General features: G+C 66.8%; 10 protein-coding genes. 8 read left to right on the plus strand and 2 right to left on the minus strand.

Going from position 1 to position 19852, the window contains the following annotated elements:
- Window positions 1-3: 3 nt before the first annotated feature.
- Window positions 4-237: a BolA/IbaG family iron-sulfur metabolism protein gene (locus RIA72_RS12380; RefSeq protein WP_350032362.1), complete on the minus strand. Its 234-nt coding sequence runs from the start codon at window positions 235-237 to the stop codon at window positions 4-6.
- A 10-nt stretch (window positions 238-247) separates the two neighbouring features.
- Window positions 248-574, minus strand: a complete 327-nt coding sequence (locus RIA72_RS12385; protein WP_350032363.1) for a DUF1476 domain-containing protein — start codon at window positions 572-574, stop codon at window positions 248-250.
- A 204-nt stretch (window positions 575-778) separates the two neighbouring features.
- Here RIA72_RS12385 and RIA72_RS12390 point away from each other — a divergent pair, with 204 nt between their 5' ends.
- The 8 genes from RIA72_RS12390 to RIA72_RS12425 all read left to right on the plus strand — a co-directional run bounded on the left by RIA72_RS12390 (window position 779) and on the right by RIA72_RS12425 (window position 19847).
- The gene (locus RIA72_RS12390; RefSeq protein WP_350032364.1) at window positions 779-3871 is read left to right on the plus strand and encodes a CHAT domain-containing protein; all 3093 of its coding nucleotides are present in this window, start codon (window positions 779-781) and stop codon (window positions 3869-3871) included.
- Window positions 3872-3875: 4 nt separating this feature from the next.
- A complete protein-coding gene (locus RIA72_RS12395; protein ID WP_502957965.1) occupies window positions 3876-5975 on the plus strand; it encodes a CHASE2 domain-containing protein in 2100 nt (699 codons plus the stop codon).
- Window positions 5962-6726, plus strand: a complete 765-nt coding sequence (locus tag RIA72_RS12400) for a hypothetical protein (protein ID WP_350032366.1) — start codon at window positions 5962-5964, stop codon at window positions 6724-6726. Before RIA72_RS12395 ends, RIA72_RS12400 begins: the two co-directional genes overlap by 14 nt.
- Before the next feature lie 178 nt (window positions 6727-6904).
- Window positions 6905-8722 carry a ShlB/FhaC/HecB family hemolysin secretion/activation protein gene (locus tag RIA72_RS12405; protein WP_350032367.1) on the plus strand — a complete coding sequence of 606 codons (1818 nt, stop codon included), beginning with the start codon at window positions 6905-6907 and terminating at the stop codon, window positions 8720-8722.
- Between the two features lie 30 nt (window positions 8723-8752).
- A complete protein-coding gene (locus RIA72_RS12410; protein ID WP_350032368.1) occupies window positions 8753-16522 on the plus strand; it encodes a hypothetical protein in 7770 nt (2589 codons plus the stop codon).
- A 49-nt stretch (window positions 16523-16571) separates the two neighbouring features.
- A complete protein-coding gene (gene cysS / locus RIA72_RS12415) occupies window positions 16572-18110 on the plus strand; it encodes a cysteine--tRNA ligase (protein ID WP_350032369.1) in 1539 nt (512 codons plus the stop codon).
- A 113-nt stretch (window positions 18111-18223) separates the two neighbouring features.
- Complete coding sequence (locus RIA72_RS12420; RefSeq protein ID WP_350032370.1) at window positions 18224-19168, plus strand: D-2-hydroxyacid dehydrogenase; 945 nt, start codon at window positions 18224-18226, stop codon at window positions 19166-19168.
- Between the two features lie 94 nt (window positions 19169-19262).
- Window positions 19263-19847 (plus strand): TetR/AcrR family transcriptional regulator, encoded by a 585-nt coding sequence (locus RIA72_RS12425; RefSeq protein ID WP_350032371.1) that lies wholly within the window; start codon window positions 19263-19265, stop codon window positions 19845-19847.
- Window positions 19848-19852: the final 5 nt, after the last annotated feature.

A 19852-nucleotide genomic window follows, 5' to 3' on the forward strand; every position in this document is an offset into this window, starting at 1 on the left:
TCCCTATGAAGGAACGGCGGTCGTCAATTGCAAGGCATGAAGTTCGCCGCCCATGCGCCCGCCAAGCGCCGCATAGACCGCCTTGTGCTGCGCAACGCGGGTCATGCCGCGAAAGCTTTCGCTCACCACATGCGCGGCATAATGGTCATTGTCGCCGGCGAGGTCGGTGATCGTCACCGCCGCGTCCGGAAACGCCGCCTCGATCATCGCCTTCAAATCATCCTCGCGCATACCCATTGCGGCGGCCTTAATTCTGGCTGTCGATGAACTGGCGGCGCGCCTCGGCGGTTTTTTCGTTCAGCATCGCCCGGATTTCGGCGTCGCTGATCTCGACGCTCGCCGCGGTCAGGTCGCCCGCAAGCTTGCGGATCACGTCCTCGTCGCCCGCTTCCTCGAAATCGGCCTGGACGACCGCCTTGGCATAGGCGTCGGTCTCTTCGGCGGTCAGCCCCATGCGTTCGGCGGCCCATTCGCCGAGCAACCGGTTGCGCCGCGCGGTAATGCGGAACTGCACCTCCTGGTCGCGCGCAAATTGCGTTTCAAATGCCCGTTCACGATCGTCGAATGCGCTCATCATATCCTCGCGGTTAAACCCTTCTCTGGCAGATAGGTGGCCTGTCCCTTTGGCGCAAGCCGCCTGTGCGGCAGATCACTTCCCTTTCGGTTACGAAGGGTTTAGGGTCGCCCCAAGGGAATGGGTCGCGCCACAGCAGTGATGTTCGCACCGTACCGGCATTGCGTCGGGACGGAGGTTTGAGCGTGGGTTTGGGGGATTGTGATGGCCGTTCGACGTTGGCACGGGCTATCGGCACTCGCGGCCGTAGCCTCGATCGCGCCCGGAGGCGCTTTTGCGCAGCCGGTCGACCCGACACTCCGCGACAGTTTTTCGATCGGTTCCGAAGGCGGTTCGCTGTGCGAAGTGCAGGCGACGGTTCGCGACGATGTCGTCAAGGGCATGTTCGATCGCGCCTGGACGGTCGTGTGTCGCGATACGAGCCAACCCGTCGGCACCATTCGCATATTGCGCGCCGGCGCCGACGAGGCGCGGAGCCGTGTCGAACGCGCGCGCGCGGATCGCGTGGCGTGCGCAGCCGATGGACGCTGCCATTTGCGCGGCAGCGATCTGGCGTGGACGACGCGGATCGAGGCCCAGGGAAAGGATGTCTATTCGGCCGAAGGGATGGAAGCCTATGCCGATGCGCTGAACATCGCGCTTGAATCGGTGCGGCAGCGCCGTGTCGTCCCCGGCGTGATCCGCGTCGCGACAACCTCGGTCGGCGGCGACGACGGTTTTGCCCGCACCCTCGCCGGGGCGATCGACATCGACAAGGCGCTGGCCGAAGGGTATCGCCGCAACCACAGCGGCGATTATGCCGAGGCGGCCGAATTTTTCGACGCGCTGTCGCGCCGCGCGGCGGACGAACCGGCCGCGCCAGGCATCGACGCGACCGAATTTACGCTCAACCGCGCGCTGCAACGCTCGAACCTTGGCGAGTTCGCCGAGGCCGAACGCCTGTTCGCCGAGGTGGAAGCGATTCCGACGAGCGATCCCGTTCAACTGCGCCTGCGGCGGAATTTCCGGGCCATCCACGCGCTCAACCAACGCGACTTCGACACCGCCGCCGTGCGGCTGCAAACGCCGATCCCGCCGCTAGCCGCCGGCGTGACGGCCATCGACGGCGCGGTAACGCTGGCGCCCGAAATCGTGGCCGGGGTCAACAGCGGCGACGACGCCCGGCTGGTGCAGGGGGGCGACCGCGAGCGGCTGTCGCCGACCGAAAGGGCGCAGCTAATCGACGCGCAGGCGGTCCACCTGCTCGGCACGGTAGAGCGGCTGCGCGGCAATGCCGCCGCGGCAAAAAATGCGCAGATCAAAGGGCTGACCAACGCATTGGCGGTCCGCGAGGGGCGCGTGACGTCGATCATCCGCCTGCGTTCGCAAATGCTGGGCGAACTGGCGATGGCCGAAGAAGCGCTGGGCGACAGCGCCGCGGCCGATGCGCGGTTCCGCGAATCGGTCGATCTGCTCGCGGTCGAATATCCCGAAACCACGGCGCTTGCCTCGGCGCGTGCGCGTTACGCCGCCTTTCTGACCCGGCAGGGGCAGGAGGACAAGGCGATGGGCATTTATCGCGAGGTCGTCACTGCACTCGCCGAAACCAAGCGTTCGACCGCGGGCATGGCGAACATGATGGCCCCCTATTACCGGATGCTCGCCGCCCGCGCGGCATCGGATCCCGTCGCGGTGCAGGATTTCTTTGTCGCCAGCCAGCTTCAGATTCGTCCCGGCGTTGCCGATACGCAGGCCGTGCTCGCGCGCGAACTGTCGAGCGGCAGCGACGAGGGCGCGCGGCTGTTCCGCCAGGCAACGACGCTGAACCGCGACATCGAGCGCGCACGGATCGAGGATGCGCGCCTTGCGCAGCTGCCGCAATCGTCCGACATCGCGGCGCAGCGCGCCGACATCCGCATCCAGCTCGACAATCTGGCCTTTCAGCAGGCCGAAACCATCGCCAGCCTGTCGGCTTTTCCGCAATATCGTGTCGTCGAGCCAGGCAAACTCGACCTCGCCGAACTGCAAGGGGTGCTGCGAGGCGACGAAGCCTATTTGAAGATGCTCGTCGTCGGCGACAGCGTCTATGCGATGCTCGTCGAACCCGCCGGCGCACAGCTCTGGAAATCGGACATCAGCGCTGCGGGCCTCGAAAATGCGGTCGACACGATCCGCTCGACGATCTCGATCGTCGAAAATGGCCGCCGCGTCACCTATCCCTTCGACGCCGCGACCGCGCACCGCCTCTATGGCCAGCTTTTCGGTCCGGTTGCCGCGCGGCTGCCCGCGGTGCCGCACCTCATCTTCGAACCCGACGGCGCGATGCTGCGGCTGCCGGTCAACCTGCTCATCACCGCCGATACCGGGCTCGCGGCCTATGAACAGCGCGTGCTCGATCCCGAAGCCGATCCGTTCGATATGCGCCAGATCGCGTGGCTGGGCCGCGCCACCCGTCCCAGCACTGCGGTGTCGGCGCTCGCGTTTCGCAACGCGCGCCAGGCGGCCCCCTCCAAGGCTGCGAATCAATATTTCGGCCTGGGCGAAAACGCGCCGATCGGTGATCGGCTGCCTTCGCTCGGCACGCGCGGTGCCGGGGGCAACGCAGCGGGCGGGATGGACGCCGATTGCCTGTGGGACGCCGGACAATGGGCACGCCCGATCTCCGCCGACGAGCTCGTCACCGCGCGCAACGCGATGGGACGCGCCGCGGGCACCTTGCTCACCGGCGGCGCCTTTACCGATACCGCGGTCAAGTCCCGCGCCGACCTTTCCGACTATCGCATCATCCATTTTGCGACGCACGGCCTCGTTACCGCGCCGCGCCCTGCCTGCCCGGCGCGTCCGGCGCTCGTCACCTCTTTCGGCGGCCAGGAATCGGACGGTCTTTTGACCTTTCAGGAAATCTTCGACCTCAAGATCGATGCCGACCTGGTCATCCTGTCGGCCTGCGACACCGCAGGCGCGGCAAGCGTTGCCGTCACGCGCGAGGCCGGGCTGTCGGGCGGCGGCAATGCGCTGGACGGACTGGTGCGCAGCTTCATCGGCGCGGGCGGCCGCTCGGTGATCGCAAGCCACTGGCCGGCGCCCGACGATTTCGATGCGACCCAGCGGCTGATCGGGGGACTGTTTGCTGCCGGGACAGGGGCCAGCGTCGCCGACGCGCTGTGGGGCACGCAGCAACGGCTGATGGACGACCAGAAGACGTCGCACCCCTATTATTGGGCGGGGTTCGCGATCATCGGCGATGGCGCGCAGCCGCTGCTTCGTGGAGCGGAGACCGCACAGCAAGGACCGGCGGCCGCGCGCGCCGCTCGCTGAACCGATGAACGCGCCCGAAACCCAGCTTCGTGCCGCCGACGCGGCTGCGGCGGGCGAGCCGGATGACCGCCCGCCCGCGGTGCCGCTGCGCAAGCAGGTGCGCCGGCTGGTCATGCAACTTGGCCCGTCGCGCATGGCGGCGACGATCCTGTTCCTGGTCGTCGCGGTGCTGATCGCACGGTTCAGCTGGCAGATGCCGCTGATCGACGCCGCCGAGCGCGCCCTGTACGATGCGCGCGCGACGCTGATGGCGCCCAAGGCCCGGCAGGACCCGCGCATCCTGCTCGTCACCTATAATGACGAGACGCTGTTCAACACGGGCATCCGATCGCCGCTCGATCGCTCGCTGCTTACCGCCGCGCTCGCCAACATCGACCAGATGGGGGCCAAGGCGATCGGCATCGATATCGCGTTCGATTCGCCGCGTCCCGACGACGAGGCGCTGAAGACGCAGCTGCGCGCGATGCAGACGCCGACCTGGCTCGCCTATGCCGAACAGGCGAGCAATCCGAACACCATCTTCTACGAACAGCAGAAATTCCTCGAAGCCTTCATCGCCGACGTGGCGACCGCCAACACCCGGGCGACGAGCGTATTGTTCCGCACCGACGACGACAGCGTCATCCGCAAATGGCCCGACCGGCCGCCGGGGTTGCCGCCCTTGATGTCGAACGCGCTCGCCCCCGTCGACAAGGCCCATGCCGAATATCAGGGCGCGATCCGCTTCCTTGTTCCCGCCCGCGCGGGGAACGGCCAGGTCGAACCGGTGTTCGCCAACATTCCCATCGACACCTTTGCGCTGCCGATGGATGGCGACATGCGCGCCGGCTTTTCGGATCTGGTGAAGGATCGTTATGTCCTGATCGGCGGCGACATCATCGACAATGATCAGTTCAACACACCACTCAGCCGCTTTCCCGACGCCATCACGGGCGAACATGAAACGATGATCGGGCTCGAAGTCCACGCGCATATGCTGGCGCAGCAACTCGACGGCGCATGGGCGCGGCCGCTGTCGTCATGGTCGCTTTGGATGCTCGCGCTTCTCGTCGTACTGGCCGGCGGCCTCACCAGCCTGATCGACCTGCGCGCGCGCTGGGTCGCGCTCGCCTTCGTGGGCCAGATGACCTTTTTCGTCGCCTTTCCCTTCTGGTTGCAGGGCCGCGGGGTGGATACGACGACGCTGCCGACCTTTGGCTGGGCGGTCGGCTGGCTGTTCGGCTATGCCGCCGTCGGCACCGCGGCGCGCACGATCGGGTCGCGTCAGCGCGCCTTTGCGCAGTCGGCGCTGGGCAAATATCTGCCCGCCGATGTCGCGGCGCAGATCCTGCGCGATCCCGACCAGCTTTCGCTCCACGGCGAACGGCGCAATATCTTCTGCGTCTTCACCGACCTCGAAGGATTCACCAAATTGAGCCATGCGGTGACGCCGGAAACGGTCGCGCGCCTGCTCAACGAATATCTCGACCGCCTCTCCGACATCGTGCTCGACCACGGCGGCACCATCGACAAATTTGTCGGCGACGCCGTCGTCGCCTTTTGGGGCGCCCCGATCAGCCGCCCGGATGACGGGGAAAAGGCTGCGGCCGCGGCGCTCGCCATGTATCAGGCGGGCGAAAAATTCCGCGTCGATCTGGCCGCCGAGGACATTCCGCCCATCGGCATGACCCGCGTGGGGCTGCACGTCGGCGACGCGATCGTCGGCAATTTCGGCGGCGAAGGCCGCATTCAATATACGGCGCTCGGCGACAGCATGAATACCGCCTCGCGGCTTGAGGCCGCCAACAAGAGCCTGAAGACCGGCGTGCTCATCTCGGCCGAAGCGGCGGCGAGGTCGGGCCGCGGCGATCTGGTGCCGATGGGCCGCGTGACGCTGCGCGGCCGCGCGCAGCCCGTCGACGTCTTCACCCCGCGTCCCGATCTTGCGGCGGACCAGCGTACGCGCATTGCCGCGCTGGTCGCTGCGCACGCCGCGGGCGACGAAGACCGCCGTGTGACGCTGGCCACAGCCCTGGCCGAAGAAATGGGGCAGGATGCCGCCATCCTGTTCCTGATCGAACGCCTGAATCAGACGAAAAGAGGAGAAAGCTATGTCCTTTCCTGACTTCCGGACGCGCCGCCTTGGCCTTGCCGCCGCCGCTGCCGTCTCCGCGCTGGCGATGGTCGGCACCGCTGCCGCGCAGTCGATGGTCGTCCGCTCGACCGGCCCGTCGGCGAGCAAATATCCGACCGGCGCGAAGCTCAAAGCGTCCGACCGGCTCACCCTCGTCGCGGGCGACCGCGTCGTGCTGATGCAATCGGGCAAGACGCGGACGCTTTCGGGGCCCGGTACCTTCAGCGCCACCGGCAGCGTTCAGGCGAGCCAGTCGCTCGGCAGCAATGTCTCGCGAATGCTCGCCAAGGGTCCATCGGTCCGCTCGCGCGGCGGATTTTCGCGGGGACCCGACGATCCGATGCCGGCCGAACTTCGCGCGCCCAACCTGTGGCTGCTCGATTATCGCCAGGGCGGCACCTTCTGCGTCGCCGATCCCGCGACGTTGATGCTCTGGCGCCCCAATATGGAGGGCGATACCGCGCTCGAGATCGAGGGAGGCGGCAAGAAGGCGACGATCGCGATTGTTGCCGGCGCCAATTTTCGCAAATGGCCGACCGACACGCTGCCGGTGCAATATGGCGTCGATTATCGCCTGTCGGGCGCGGGTCTCCGTCAGCCGGTCACGGTGCGCTTTGCCGCGATGGAAACGGTCCCCGAAACCGTCGAGGCGTCGGTCGACACGCTGATGGCCAAGGGCTGTACGCCGCAGCTCGACCGCCTGGTCGATACAATGTCCGAAGCCGAGGGCGGCCAGGGGTGAAAAGGATGGACGGGGCGGCCATTGTCGTCGTCCTATCCATCTGATAATCAAGCAGGGAAAACCGCCGGTCGCGTGGCGGACATTCCTTGGGTCGAAATTCGTGCTGCCGGACGCCGGCCGCACCGGTTGAATTGGCGCACCGCGACCGTTGCGGCGCGCCCGAACGCAAGGGGTGGTGATGGCCGTGTCGGGGGATGTGCGACAATATCGGATTGGCGGGAAGCGACGCCTTCGCCGCGTGCTCATCGGCTCGGCGGGGCTGATCGCTGGGGCATTGCCTGCCGCCGCGTTCGCCCAGGCGACACCGCAGGTTCCGACGCGCGAAGAAATCCAGCGTCCGCCGCTCGCGCCCGCGGTGCAACCCGGCGAACGGATCGTCGCCCTCGACGACGAGATCGAACGCGCCCCCTGCCCGCTTGCCGCACCCGAATTTGCCAATATCCGCTTCACGCTCCGCGCCGTCGAATTTTCCAGCGTCGAGGGCATCGACCCGGCGCTGCTCGCGCCCAGCTGGTCCGACCGCGTCGGACAGGAGCTGCCGATCGCTGCTGTGTGCGACATTCGCGACCGCGCGGCGACCGCGCTGCGCGCGCGGGGCTATCTGGCGGCCGTGCGCGTCCCCGCGCAGACGATCGACGACGGCATTGTCCGGCTCGACATTCTGGCCGCGCGGATGACGCGCGTGGAAGTGCGCGGCGATGCCGGGGCCAACGAACGGCTGCTGCAACGCTATTTGGCGCGGCTCGACGACGCGCCGGTGTTCAATATCGCCGATGCCGAGCGCTATCTGCTGCTTGCGGGCGACATTCCGGGGATGGACGCGCGGCTGACGCTGCGGCCCGGCGGCGCGGCGGGCGAGGTTGTCGGCGAAGTGACGGTGAGCCGCACCCCCGTCACCTTCGATTTCAACGCCCAGAATTTCGGGTCGCGCGACGTCGGGCGCTGGGGCGGCAATGTCCGCGCGCGCTTCGCCGGGCTGACCGGCATGGGCGACCTCACGACGCTCAGCTTTTATTCGACCCCCGATTTCGACGAGCAGAAGGTGGTGCAAATCGGCCACGAGCTACGCGTCGGCGGCGAAGGGTTGCGGCTCGGCGCCAGCTATACCTATGCCTGGACGCGCCCCGACCTCACCGGGCTGTCGATCAAGTCGGATACCCAGATCGTCGGCCTCTTCGCATCCTACCCGCTTGTTCTCACGCAGGCACGGCGAGTGACGATCGGCGGCGGACTCGACTTCATCGATCAGGACATCGGCGTCGCGGGCATCCCGCTCAACGAGGATCGGCTGCGCGTTCTGTCGCTGCGCGCCGATGCCAGCTGGGTCGATCCCGACTCGATTACCGGCCGCAGCGGTTATAGCGCCAGCGAACCGCGCTGGTCGCTGAGCAGCTCGCTCGAAGCGCGAAAAGGCATCTCCGCGCTTGGCGCAAGCGACGATTGCGGTCCCGGCGGCACGGCCTGTTTCCTGCCTGGCGCGGTGCCGCTGACGCGTATCGAGGGCCAGCCCGACGCCTTCCTCGTCCGCGCGCAGGCGCTCGCCGAGTGGCGCCCTGCCAAGACATTCACCCTGTCGGCGGCGCCGCGCGCACAGTGGGCGAACGATCCGCTACTGGCCTATGAGGAATTTTCGGGCGGCAATTTCACTGTCGGGCGCGGTTTCGACCCCGGCACGGTGATCGGCGACAGCGGCGTCGCGGTGGCGCTGGAGGCACGCTATGGCTCGTTCGTTCCCGCCAATGTCAAAGCCTTTGCCATCCAGCCCTTCGTTTTTTTCGACGCCGCCTGGGTTTGGAACAAGGATGCGGTGTTCGACGGGCTCGATCCGCAGAAACTCTATTCTGCCGGCGGCGGCGTGCGCGTCGCCTATGGCGATGTCGCGCGGCTCGACGTGACGCTCGCGGTGCCGCTCAACCGCGGCGGATTGCTGACCGAGCGGCCCGACCCGCGGCTGCTCGTCTCGCTTACTACTCAGTTCGGCATCAGGGCGCGCTGAGCCATGACCTATGCATCGAGGACGACTGCCATGCGTTCCACCGCCACCCCCTCGCCCCGCCGCGGCCGCAAACGGCACCTGCTGACGAGCTGCGCCGTCGCGGGCGGCTTGATCGCGCTGGCGCAGGGCGGCGTGGCACTGGCACAGGTCGCAGGTACAGGCGCGTTCGTTACCGGCGGGGGCGGAAGTTCGATCGTCGACAATCCGGGCACAAACACCACGACGGTCACGCTCGGCACCAGCCAGAGCGTCATCAACTGGGTGCCGACCGATAACGCGCCCACGGGCGGCACGATCGACATCCTGCCCGCGGGCGCGAACTGGGAATTCATCGGCAACGGCGACTATACGGTGCTCAACCGCTTCGTCGACGGGTCGGGCGGCGCGCTCAGCCGCCAGATCGCGCTCAACGGAACGGTCAATTCCTATATCGGCTCGCCGAACGGACCGCGCGGCGGAAATATATGGTTCTACAACGCCGGTGGCATATTGATCGGCGCCAGCGGGGTGATCAACGTCGGCAGCCTGATGCTGACGACGAACGACATCGACACGAGCGGCGGCCTGTTCGGTCCCGGCGGCACCATCCGCCTTGCCGGCGCATCGGGCAGCACGTCCGCGATCACCGTCAACGGCGCGATCAACGCCAATCATGGCGGCAGTCCGGGCAGTTCCTATGTCGCACTGGTCGCACCGCGGGTTGTCCAGGCCGGCGCTGTGCGCGTCGACGGATCGGCCGCCTATGTTGCCGCCGAGCAGGCGAATATTCGCATCAACGGCGGGCTGTTCGACATCGACGTCACCGTCGGGGCAGAGGGCGGAACGGCGATCAGCCACACGGGAACGACCACCGGCCCCGCGCACCTCGACTCCAACGGCAACCAGAGCCGCGTCTATATGGTCGCGATTCCGAAAAATGACGCGGTGACGATGCTGGTCGGCGGCGCGATCGGTTATGACGACGCAGTCTCGGCACAGGTCGATCCCGACGGCGCGGTGCGATTGTCGGCGGGCTATAATATCGTCGGCGGCGAAATCGCCGATACGCCGACAAACGCCACTGCCGCGAACATCACCGCGACCGACACGCTGTTCCGCAGCGACACGGTGGCGCGCGCCAGCGGCACCTTTGCCGCCGGACCGGCGCAGACCCTGCCCGGATCGCCGCCGCCCCTGTCATCCGCCGGCCAGTTTTTTGTCGAGGGCAACGGCAGCTTTACCGGCGACGCGGGCGCGTCGCTCATCCTCGGCGCGGGGCAGCAGGCCGGCGCCACGGGCGGCTTCACCCTCCAATCGGGCGGCACCGCCGCCGCCGCGGGCAATGCGGCGATCAATGTCACCGGCGGCACGCTCACCGCAGGATCGCTGAGCGTGCTCGCGTCGGGCACCCCCGATGCCGTGACCGGCGATGCACTGGGCGGCACCGCCAGCCTGACGATCACCGGCGGCAGCGTCAGCACATCGGGTGTCACGGTCGAGGCCGACGGGATCGCCGATCTGGGATCGAACGGTTCGACGGGCGACGGACGCGGCGGCAGTGCCAGCATCACGGTCAGCAACGCCGGCAGCAGCCTTATCGCGGGCAATGTCTTCATCAACGCGCGCGGCAGCGGCGATGCGAGTTTTGTCAGCGGCCCACCCGCGATCAACGGCGACGGCATCGGCGGCAACGCGGCTTTGACGATCACCGACGGCGGCAGCGTCGGACCCGTCGCGCTGCTGTCGCTCAACGCCACCGGGACCGGCGGCATCGGCCTCACCCAATCGGGCGACGGTATCGGCGGCACGGCGCGCATATCGGTCACGGGCGCCAACACCTTCCTGTCGGCCACGCAGACCTTCGTACAGGCGGGCGGCGACGGCGGCGGCAGTCTCGGCTCCTTCGAGTCACTGAATGGCGGCGCGGGGATCGGGGGCATCGCCGAAATCGCGATCGACACCGATGCGGCCTCGACCATTTCCCTCGGCGCGGTTCTCGCGTCGGCGCTCGCGCGCGGCGGCAATGCCAGCGGCGGTGAAAATACGATCGGGGGCAATGCCACGGGCGGCGACGCGGCGCTGACCGTCGATGGCGGCGTCACCGCACAAACGACCTCGATCGCCCTCAACGGTTCGGCGCTCGCGGGCAGCGCGCTCAGCACCAGCGGGACGACCGGCCAGACGGGCGATACCGCCGCGGGCGACGTCGTCTTGGCGGCAACCAACGGCTCGACAATCGCCAGCAGCAGCTTCGTCAACCTCTTCGCAGTCGGCATGGGAATATCCGGCGAAAACTTCGGCACAGGTGCCGGAGGAAGCGTGGCTGTCAGCGCGACCGCTGGCGGTACGATCAGCGCGGCGAACACGCTGCTCGTTCAGGCCATGGGCGGAAGCATGTCGAGCGCAATCGTCCGAAATGCAGGCGACGGCACCGGCGGAGATGTCGACCTCAACGCCGACGGCGGAACGATTCGGGCCGATATCTTCGAAATTGACGTCAGCGGCTCGACCGTCAACGTCACCGATACCGGCGGCGTTGCGCAGGGCGGGACGATCGACCTGTTCGCCCGCAGCGGAGGGCAGATCGTCGCGCTGCTCGACGCCGCCAATATTTTCAACGCGAGCGCGCGGTCGGGGGTCAGCAACGCGGGCACCGCGGCGACGGGCGGCACCATCCAGATGATCGCCAACGCCGGCACGATCGACCTCGGCGTCGGTGCCTCGGTCTCGGCCGATGGCACGGCGGGCGGCGCAGCGGTGCCCGGCGCGAACAATCCGACGGGCCGGGGCGGTACGATACTTCTGCGCACTGAAGCGGAAAGCTCCGGCAGCAGCCGGATCGACGCGGGGGACCTGGTGGCAACGGCCGATGGCCGGACGGAGCCCGATGTGGAAAGCTTTCCGGGCCTGCCGTTCGACACGGCGGGCAATGGTCAGGGCGGCGCGGCGCGCCTCGAGGTGCAGGGCGGCAGCTTTACCGGCGGCGTGATCGAATTATCGGCGGCGGGGTTCGGCGGCGGCACCGGCGCAAACAGCGCCACCGGCACGGGCGGCACGGCCAGCTTTACCCAGACGGGCGGCGCGGTGTCGTTCGGCGATATGCGGATAAGCGCCGACGGCATCGGTGGCATCGCGGAGGGTACATCGGGTACCGGTGTCGGCGGGACCGCGACGATCGACCTCAGCGGCGGCACGATAACCGGCGCCGATATTTTGGCGACGGCGAACGGCATCGGCGGCGATGGGCTGTCGGGCAACGACGACGATCCGGCGAATATCATTCCCGGCGGCGCGGGCGGACAGGGCCGCGGCGGCACGGCAACGATCAGCATCTCCGGAACCGTGCTGGTCGACGCCAGCGTGATTCAGGCGAACGCCCACGGAAGCGGTGGGCGCGGCGGCGACTTTTTCAACTTCTCGAGCTTTGCCGGCGCTCCAGGCACGCCCGGCAACGGTGCCGAAGGGATTGGCGGCAACGCCACAATCGGTGTCACCGGCGGCTCGACCACCGCGAGCAGTCTGGTCGCCGATGCGTCGGGGTTCGGCGGCAATGGCGGCGAAAGCTTCTTTTCGAGCAGCGGCAGCCCCGCAACAGGCATCGGCGTTGGTGGCACCGGGGGCAATGGCCGCGGCGGCACGGCAACGATCGCGCTCGAAACAGCGATTGCCGGCGTCGGCGCCGCAGGCAGCATTGCCGCCGGAAGGGGCGGCTCCGGCGGGGTGCACAATGTCGGCGGCACGGGCGGCGACGGTTTCGGCGGCGTTGCGCAAACGATTGTCACGGGATTCGACGCGGGCGAGCTCGCCATCACGATCGACTCGACCGGTCTCGGCGGCAACGGCGGCGACGGCAATGACGGCGATGGGGGCAACGGCGGGAACGGCACGGGCGGCACCTCGCGGATGCTGGCCAATGGGGCCGGCGCCGGCGTGACTGCACTCGAAACCAATTTTATTACCGGCGGAATCGGCGGCGATGGCGGCGCAGGCAATTTGGACTTCAATTCCTTCCCGGCGGTCGCGCCCGATGGCGGCGATGGCGGCGACGGGATTGGCGGCGCGATCGAGATCGCGGCGAGCGACGGAGCGACCGTCGCGCTGGGCCTCGGCAGCGCGCCCAGCGTCAATCTGGGCAGCAGCGGCGCAGGCGGCACGGGCGGAACGGGGGCGGACAGCAGCTTCGGCGTCGGCAATCAGGCAGGCTCCGGCGGCGACGGCGGCAGCGGCACGGGCGGCGCCGTCCGGCTGATCGCCACCGGCGGAACGATCACATCGAACGGCGAGGCTGTCGGCATCACGGCGGCCGGGATCCAGGGCAACGGCGGCGCCGGCGGGATCGGCGTCGGCGGCGGCACCGATGGCAGTTCGGGCATCGCCGGGCTGACGGCGGGTGGCCGCGTCGACATCGAAGCGGCCATCGGCACGGCCGGTCCGGGCCAGATCGACCTTGGCGCGACAACCATCGACGCGAGCGGCGACACCGCGGGGCGCATCGAATTGCGCACCGATAGCGGCGACATCAGTTTCGCGGGACTGACGGCGCAGGCCTTTGGCCTTGCGGCGCCGACGAACAACGACACCGACACCGCGGCGACGGGCATCTTCGTCGCCCCCGCGGGCGGCACGATCAGCAGCCAGGGCGATGTGACCTTCGCGACCGACGGCTCGGTCGGTGTTTATGGCCGGTCGAACGGCACTCTCGACGTCGACGGGTCGTTGACGATCGATGCTGGCGACCAGATCGACCTGCGCCACGATCTGCGCGAAGGCACGGCGCCGACGCTGCGCGCGACGGGCGATGTCGCCATGACCGCGGCGACGAGTATTGGCGGCACCACGGGCAGTCTTGCCGCCGCCGATGGCCTATTGTCGCTGACCGTCACGGGGCCGGCCGGCACGATCGCGGTCGACGGGCTTGCGGGCGGCTCGATCCTCCTCTCCACCCCCGGAGCAGCGACCGTCGAACATGCCGAGGCGGTGGGCGACTTCGCTGCCAGCGCAGGCAGCTTTGCGACCGGTCTCAACTCGATCATCACCGGCGGCAATATCGACATCGTGTCGCCAGGCGCGGTCGACCTCGGCAATTCAAGCGCGGGCGGCTTCGTCCAGGTGTCGGGGCAGTCGATCGCCTTCAACGGCGTCGACGCGGGCCTCAGCGTCAGCCTGTCGGCCAATGGGACGGCTCCGGGGGCGGAAGGTATCAGCGGCGGGTCGATTGCGGCCGGCGGCGACATCTCGCTCGTCGCGAACAGTGTGACGCTGACCGGCACGGTGACGGGCGACGCCTCCTTCGTCGCCTTTGGCACAGGCGGAGCGGTGTCGGTGAACAGCGCCGATGTCGCGGGCACGATTTCGATCTTCGCAGCCGACGACCTTTCGGGCGCCTTCGTCGCCGGCGGCGACATTTTCCTCAATTCGGATGCCAATATCATCGCGTCGGCACAGGCGAACGGCGGCTATGTCGATCCCAACGGGATCCCCACCGAGGGTAATTTGTTCGTTATCGCTGCGGGCGATGCGACGCTGACGAACAGCGCCGCCACGCGGATGTTCGGCGTCAGCGTGGGCGGCGCCGCGTCGATCGACGGCGGCACCGCAGGCGAGGACATGCTCGTGCTCGCAGGCACGACCGCCAGCCTCACCAATGTTGCCGCGGGCGACGACATCGCGGTCCAGGCCCCCGGCAACATCATCCTGGACAGCGTCGCAACGACGGGTGCCGGGCCCGACACGCACGTCCTTGGCCTCTCGTCGGCGTCGGGCATCCCGATCTTCACGATCACGGCGCAGGCTGCCGACGGCGCCGACATCGCCATTGCATCGACGACAGGCTCGATCAACGCCGCGGCGCTGTCGGCGGGGGACGACATCCTGCTAGACGCCGCCAACAACATCGCCGTAGATGGCGCGACGACGCTCGGCCTCGGCACCACGGGCGGCGACAGCAGCCTGCGTACCCAAGGCGGCGCCACAACGCTCGCCGCCGTCGCGGCGTTCAGCGACGTCGTCGTCGATGCCGCGGGCCTGGCCAACATGGCCGGACCCGTCAATGCCGGACGCGACATCGCCATCACAGCGCAAGATGTCGCCATCGCCGCGCTGACCGATCCCGGCGGCGGCGCGGCGCCGACGCTGGGCGCCAACGGGAATCTCGCCATCGACTCGGCGGCGGGGATTTCCGGCGGCGGCGTCCGCGCGCTCGGCGATGTGACAATGAACGCAGCCACAGCGATCGACGTAACGCTGGTCGAAGGGCAGAATGTCGCACTGAACGGCGCCACCGGCATTGCGGTGGACATGCTCGGCGCGCTGAGCTCGACCAGCCTCGACAGCAGCGATGGCAACATCGACATTGCGTCGCTGTTCGCGTCGGGCCCGATCGACGCCAGCGCCAATGCGATCCGCATCGAAGGCGGCGGCGACATGATCTTTCAATCGCTCGCAACCGATGTCGGCGACGCCTTCGTTCGTGCAAGCGGCGACCTGTCGATCGGCAGCGGCAGTGTTGCCGGGACGGCCGACCTCGCCACGCAGGGCGAGGCGATGACGATCGCCGCACTGACCGCCGCCGATGCGATCCTTGCCAGCAACGGCGGCTTTCTGAATCTCGCCGCGGTGACGGTCGCCGGCGATCTCGAGGCCTCTGCGCTTTCGTCGCTGACCATTGGCGGCATCGTCACGGGTCTGACGATTTCGCTGGCCTCTGCCGACATTACGATCGACGCCGCGGGCCGCGTCGGCACAGCGGGCGTGACCACGGCGCTGTCGGTCGCCAACAATAACAGCGACAATCAGACCTTTATCGGCGGAGCGCCGGGGAGCAGTGTTTCCGGCTATCATCTCGACGCCGGCGAACTCAGCCGCCTGTTCGGCACGCAGATCGAGGTCTTTGCGCCCGAGGTCGCATCGGTGGGGGGAACCTCGGTCGGATCGTCCGCGCCGCCCGACGTCATCGTCGACAGCTTCACGCTCGCCGGCGGTACGCCTGGCTCGAATCTCGGCGCGAACGGCGCGCTGACCATCCGCACGCCGGGCAAAATGCGCGTCATCGGCAATGTCGAACTCACCGGGCTGACCGACGCCAATGCGCTGAACCTGATCGCGAATGACGCGCTGGAGGTCATATTGGGCCAGGGCAGTGTCCGTCTCGTCAACGGCGCCGATCCGGCGGGACAGCTCAACATGGTGTCGGAGGACATCATCGTCGCCACCGCCGGAGCGATTGCCGATGTCGGCGCGGCGACCACGACCGATGCGATCAACGCGCGGCTCGCCGAAAATGACGGAGTCGTCCTGGACGAAGGTGCCCTCTTCGCGCGCGGCATACGCGCCGAAGTCATCGGCGGTTTTTACGTTCAGAACAGCGGCTCTGGCACCGACCTTGCCGCGCGCCGCGGACTGACCTTCGGCGCGGGCGGGCTGGACGTTGTGACCGGGGGGACGCCGCGAATCGTGATAAACGGAGTGCATCTGGGTGCGAGCGGACAAGTGACCGGCCTCGATGCGCTTCGGCTCGTGACCGTCAACGGGGCCGCCCCCGCGGCGGGCAGCTATGATCCGCGATCGACCGTCAACGGCTGCCTTCTCTCCAACCCGAGCATCTGCTTGCGGCCGGGATTCGACACCGGCACCGGCTTCCCGGTTCAGGACGTGATCGAGGAAGAGGTCGACGCCGACGAGGACGGCTCCCGCGCGCGCAACGACCTGTCGCAGGCGCTGATCACCATGCGCGACGTCGATCCGCTCCGCGGCGAACCGCTGGTCGACGATCCCGTGACCGGCGCGGGCAACGACGATCTGTGGACACCGCCCGCCCAGTGAAGCGCGTTTCGGTTGACGCCGACCGACGGATCAAGGCATGGGCGGCGGCATGACCGACGCCCCCGCCCGCCCCCTTTCGGCCGTGCCGCTCAAGCTGTTCAACAGCCTGACGCGCCGTCTCGAAACCTTCGCGCCCGTCCATCCCGGCGTTCCTGGCGATCCGGCGAACCCGCCGGAGGCGCGCGTCTATAGCTGCGGCCCGACCGTCTATAACTACCCGCATATCGGCAATATGCGCGCCTATGTCTTTGCCGACACGCTGGGGCGCACGCTGTCGTACAAGGGTTACAAGCTCACCCATGTCATCAACATCACCGACGTCGGCCATCTGACCGACGACGCCGACGCGGGCGAGGACAAGCTGGAAAAAGCGGCCGCCGAAAAGGCGCAGTCAATCTGGGACATCGCGCGCCATTATACCGAGGCCTATTGGGCCGACGTCAAAGCCCTCAATATCCGCCAGCCAGCGCACTGGTCGATCGCAACCGACTATGTCCCGCAGATGATCGAATTTGCGAAGACGATCGCCGATAAACATTGCTACGAACTCGACAGCGGCCTTTATTTCGACACCTCGACCGTCGCCGATTACGGCCGCCTCGCGCGCCATGCGACCGATGAAGGCGAAAGCCGCATCGACCCCGTCGACGGCAAACGCCACCCCGCCGATTTCGCGATCTGGCGCAAGACGCCGCCGGGTGAAAAGCGCCAGATGGAATGGGATTCGCCATGGGGTCGTGGCGCGCCCGGCTGGCACCTCGAATGTTCGGTGATGTCGGAGGCCTTGCTCGGCTTCCCCTTCGACATCCACACGGGCGGCATCGACCATCGCGAGATCCACCACCCGAACGAGATCGCGCAGAACCAGGCACACAGCTGCTCGGCCGACAGTGGCGCGCGCATCTGGATGCACAATAATTTCCTCGTCGAACGCTCGGGCAAGATGTCGAAGAGCGCGGGCGAGTTCCTGCGCCTGCAACTGCTCATCGACAAGGGCTATCACCCGCTCGCCTATCGGCTGATGTGCCTGCAGGCGCATTATCGGTCCGAACTTGAATTTTCGTGGGAGGGGTTGGGTGCGGCGCTGACGCGGTTGAAGCGCATGTACAAAGCTGTCGAAGTGCAAATGTGGAAGGAGTTTCAAAAGACTGGAACGGCTGTTGCTTCCCCGGCTCACTTCGAACCAATACCGCGCGAAAAGTGGAGCGAAACGGAGGCACTCGGCTATCTCCAAGATTTCGACGAGGCAATCTCAGACGATCTGAATACACCGAAAGCTCTGCTGGTGATCGAAACGGTTCTGGCCGATCCTACAATTAGTAACGAGCTCCGCTGGCATTTCATCGCTACGCTCGATCAGGTTCTTGGGCTCGACCTGCTCCAAAATGGGCGTGCGGACCTACGCATACGACCAAAAGCGGCCACCATCGACGAACAAGAAATTTCTGAGCTACTTGAAGCCCGGCAGCTTGCACGTGAGCAGAAAAATTTCGTGCAAGCGGACGAGGTGCGAAACATCCTACTGACCCACGGCGTCGAAGTGATGGACGGCGACCCGCTCGGCTGGGACTGGCGGCTGGGAGCTTAAACGAACCTCGCAATCCGTTCGTGTCGAGCGAAGTCGAGACACCCGGAAAGAATGCGCTAAACGATAGGCATCTCGACTTCGCTCGATGCGAACGGGAATGGGAGAGCTAAACGATGACCAAAACCATCACCGTCCTGTCGGGCCTGATCCGGCCGCTCGTCGAAAGCCGCCTGCCCGACTGGGTCGAACCGCGCTTCTTCGCGTCGAAAGACGAGGCGATGGACCTCGCGCCACACGCCGAGATCGGCTGGTTCGACATGTATGACAAGAAGGACATGGCCGCCGCCATCACCGCCGCGACGAAGATGAAATGGCTGAATTCGATCTACGCCGGGGTCGACGGGATGCCGCTCGACCTCTTGGCCGAACGCGGCACGATCGTTACCAATGGTGCCGGAATCAACGCGATCACCATCGCCGAATATGTCGTGATGGGGATGCTCACCATCGCCAAGGGATACCGCGAGGTCGTGCGCGCGCAGGAGCGCCGCGAATGGCTCACCGATTCGCCGGGCAAGATCGAACTCTTCGGATCGAAAGCACTGCTGCTCGGCTATGGCGCGATCGGCAAACTCATCGAAGAAAGGCTGAGGGCCTTTGCGGTCGAGGTGACGGTCGTTCGCCGCACGCCCGGCGCGAACTCGCTGACGCCGGACCAGTGGCGGGCAAGGCTCGGTGACTTCGACTGGGTGATACTGGCCGTTCCCGCGACCCCCGAAACCGACAATATGATCGGCGCGGCCGAACTTGCCGCGATGAAACCCAGCGCAACGCTGATCAATATCGCACGCGGCAGCGTCGTCGATCAGGAGGCGCTCGTCGCCGCGCTCGATACGCAGCAGATCGCGTCGGCTTTCCTCGACGTCACCACGCCCGAGCCGCTGCCCGAAGATAATCCGTTGTGGAGCCTCGACAACGCGCACATCACCATGCACCTTTCGGGCCGCGCGCAGGACAAGATGTTCGCCCGATCGGCAGAGCGCTTCCTCGAAAATCTGGATCGATGGAAGAAGGGCGAGCCCCTGGAGCCGCGCGTCGATTTGTCGCTGGGCTATTAGGCCAACCCCGCCCCGACACGCTTGCGCTGCCGCCTCTTGACCGATTAGGTCAATTGTCCTAATCGTCTCGCCAGTTCAACAGGCGGGTTCCATCATGGCGTCAAAATCCACGCGCGACCGTATCGTCGAGGAAGCCGATGCGCTCTTTTATCGCGTCGGGTTCGAGGCGACCTCTTTTCACGCGATTGCGAGCGGTGTCGGCATCTCGCGCGGAAATTTCTATCATCATTTCAAAAGCAAGGATGCGATCCTCGACGCTGTGATCGCCTGCCGCGCAGAGGCCACGCGCGAAATGCTCGCGCGCTGGGAAACCGAAGGCCGCGGTGCGCGTGAACAGCTGCTTTGCTTCATCCACATCCTTGTCGCTAATCGCGCCGACATCATGGGTCATGGGTGTCCCGTGGGCACGCTCACCAACGAGCTTGCCAAGGCCGACCATCCGGCGAGGGAAAGTGCGGCGGACATATTCGCCCTGTTTCGCGAATGGCTGGCCCAGCGCTTTGAGGTTCTGGGCGCCAAAGATCGGGCCGACGAATATGCGCTGCACCTGCTCGCCTGGTCACAAGGCGTTGCGACGCTCGCTGCCGCCTTTCGCGACGAATTCTTCATCGACCGCGAGATCGCCGCAATCACCGCCTGGCTCGACAAGGCCATCGGCTTTTCTCCCTACAGCCATTGAGGGTT

It is taken from the genome of Sphingopyxis sp., from assembly GCF_040216815.1.
In the GTDB taxonomy this organism is placed as follows: Bacteria; Pseudomonadota; Alphaproteobacteria; order Sphingomonadales; family Sphingomonadaceae; genus Sphingopyxis.

Coding starts and splice junctions, on each gene's coding strand:
- RIA72_RS12380 (WP_350032362.1), bottom strand. CDS start 237: ATGGGTATGCGCGAGGATGATTTGAAGGCGATGATCGAGGCGGCGTTT.
- RIA72_RS12385 (WP_350032363.1), bottom strand. CDS start 574: ATGAGCGCATTCGACGATCGTGAACGGGCATTTGAAACGCAATTTGCG.
- RIA72_RS12390 (WP_350032364.1), top strand. CDS start 779: ATGGCCGTTCGACGTTGGCACGGGCTATCGGCACTCGCGGCCGTAGCC.
- RIA72_RS12395 (WP_502957965.1), top strand. CDS start 3,876: ATGAACGCGCCCGAAACCCAGCTTCGTGCCGCCGACGCGGCTGCGGCG.
- RIA72_RS12400 (WP_350032366.1), top strand. CDS start 5,962: ATGTCCTTTCCTGACTTCCGGACGCGCCGCCTTGGCCTTGCCGCCGCC.
- RIA72_RS12405 (WP_350032367.1), top strand. CDS start 6,905: ATGGCCGTGTCGGGGGATGTGCGACAATATCGGATTGGCGGGAAGCGA.
- RIA72_RS12410 (WP_350032368.1), top strand. CDS start 8,753: ATGCGTTCCACCGCCACCCCCTCGCCCCGCCGCGGCCGCAAACGGCAC.
- cysS (WP_350032369.1), top strand. CDS start 16,572: ATGACCGACGCCCCCGCCCGCCCCCTTTCGGCCGTGCCGCTCAAGCTG.
- RIA72_RS12420 (WP_350032370.1), top strand. CDS start 18,224: ATGACCAAAACCATCACCGTCCTGTCGGGCCTGATCCGGCCGCTCGTC.
- RIA72_RS12425 (WP_350032371.1), top strand. CDS start 19,263: ATGGCGTCAAAATCCACGCGCGACCGTATCGTCGAGGAAGCCGATGCG.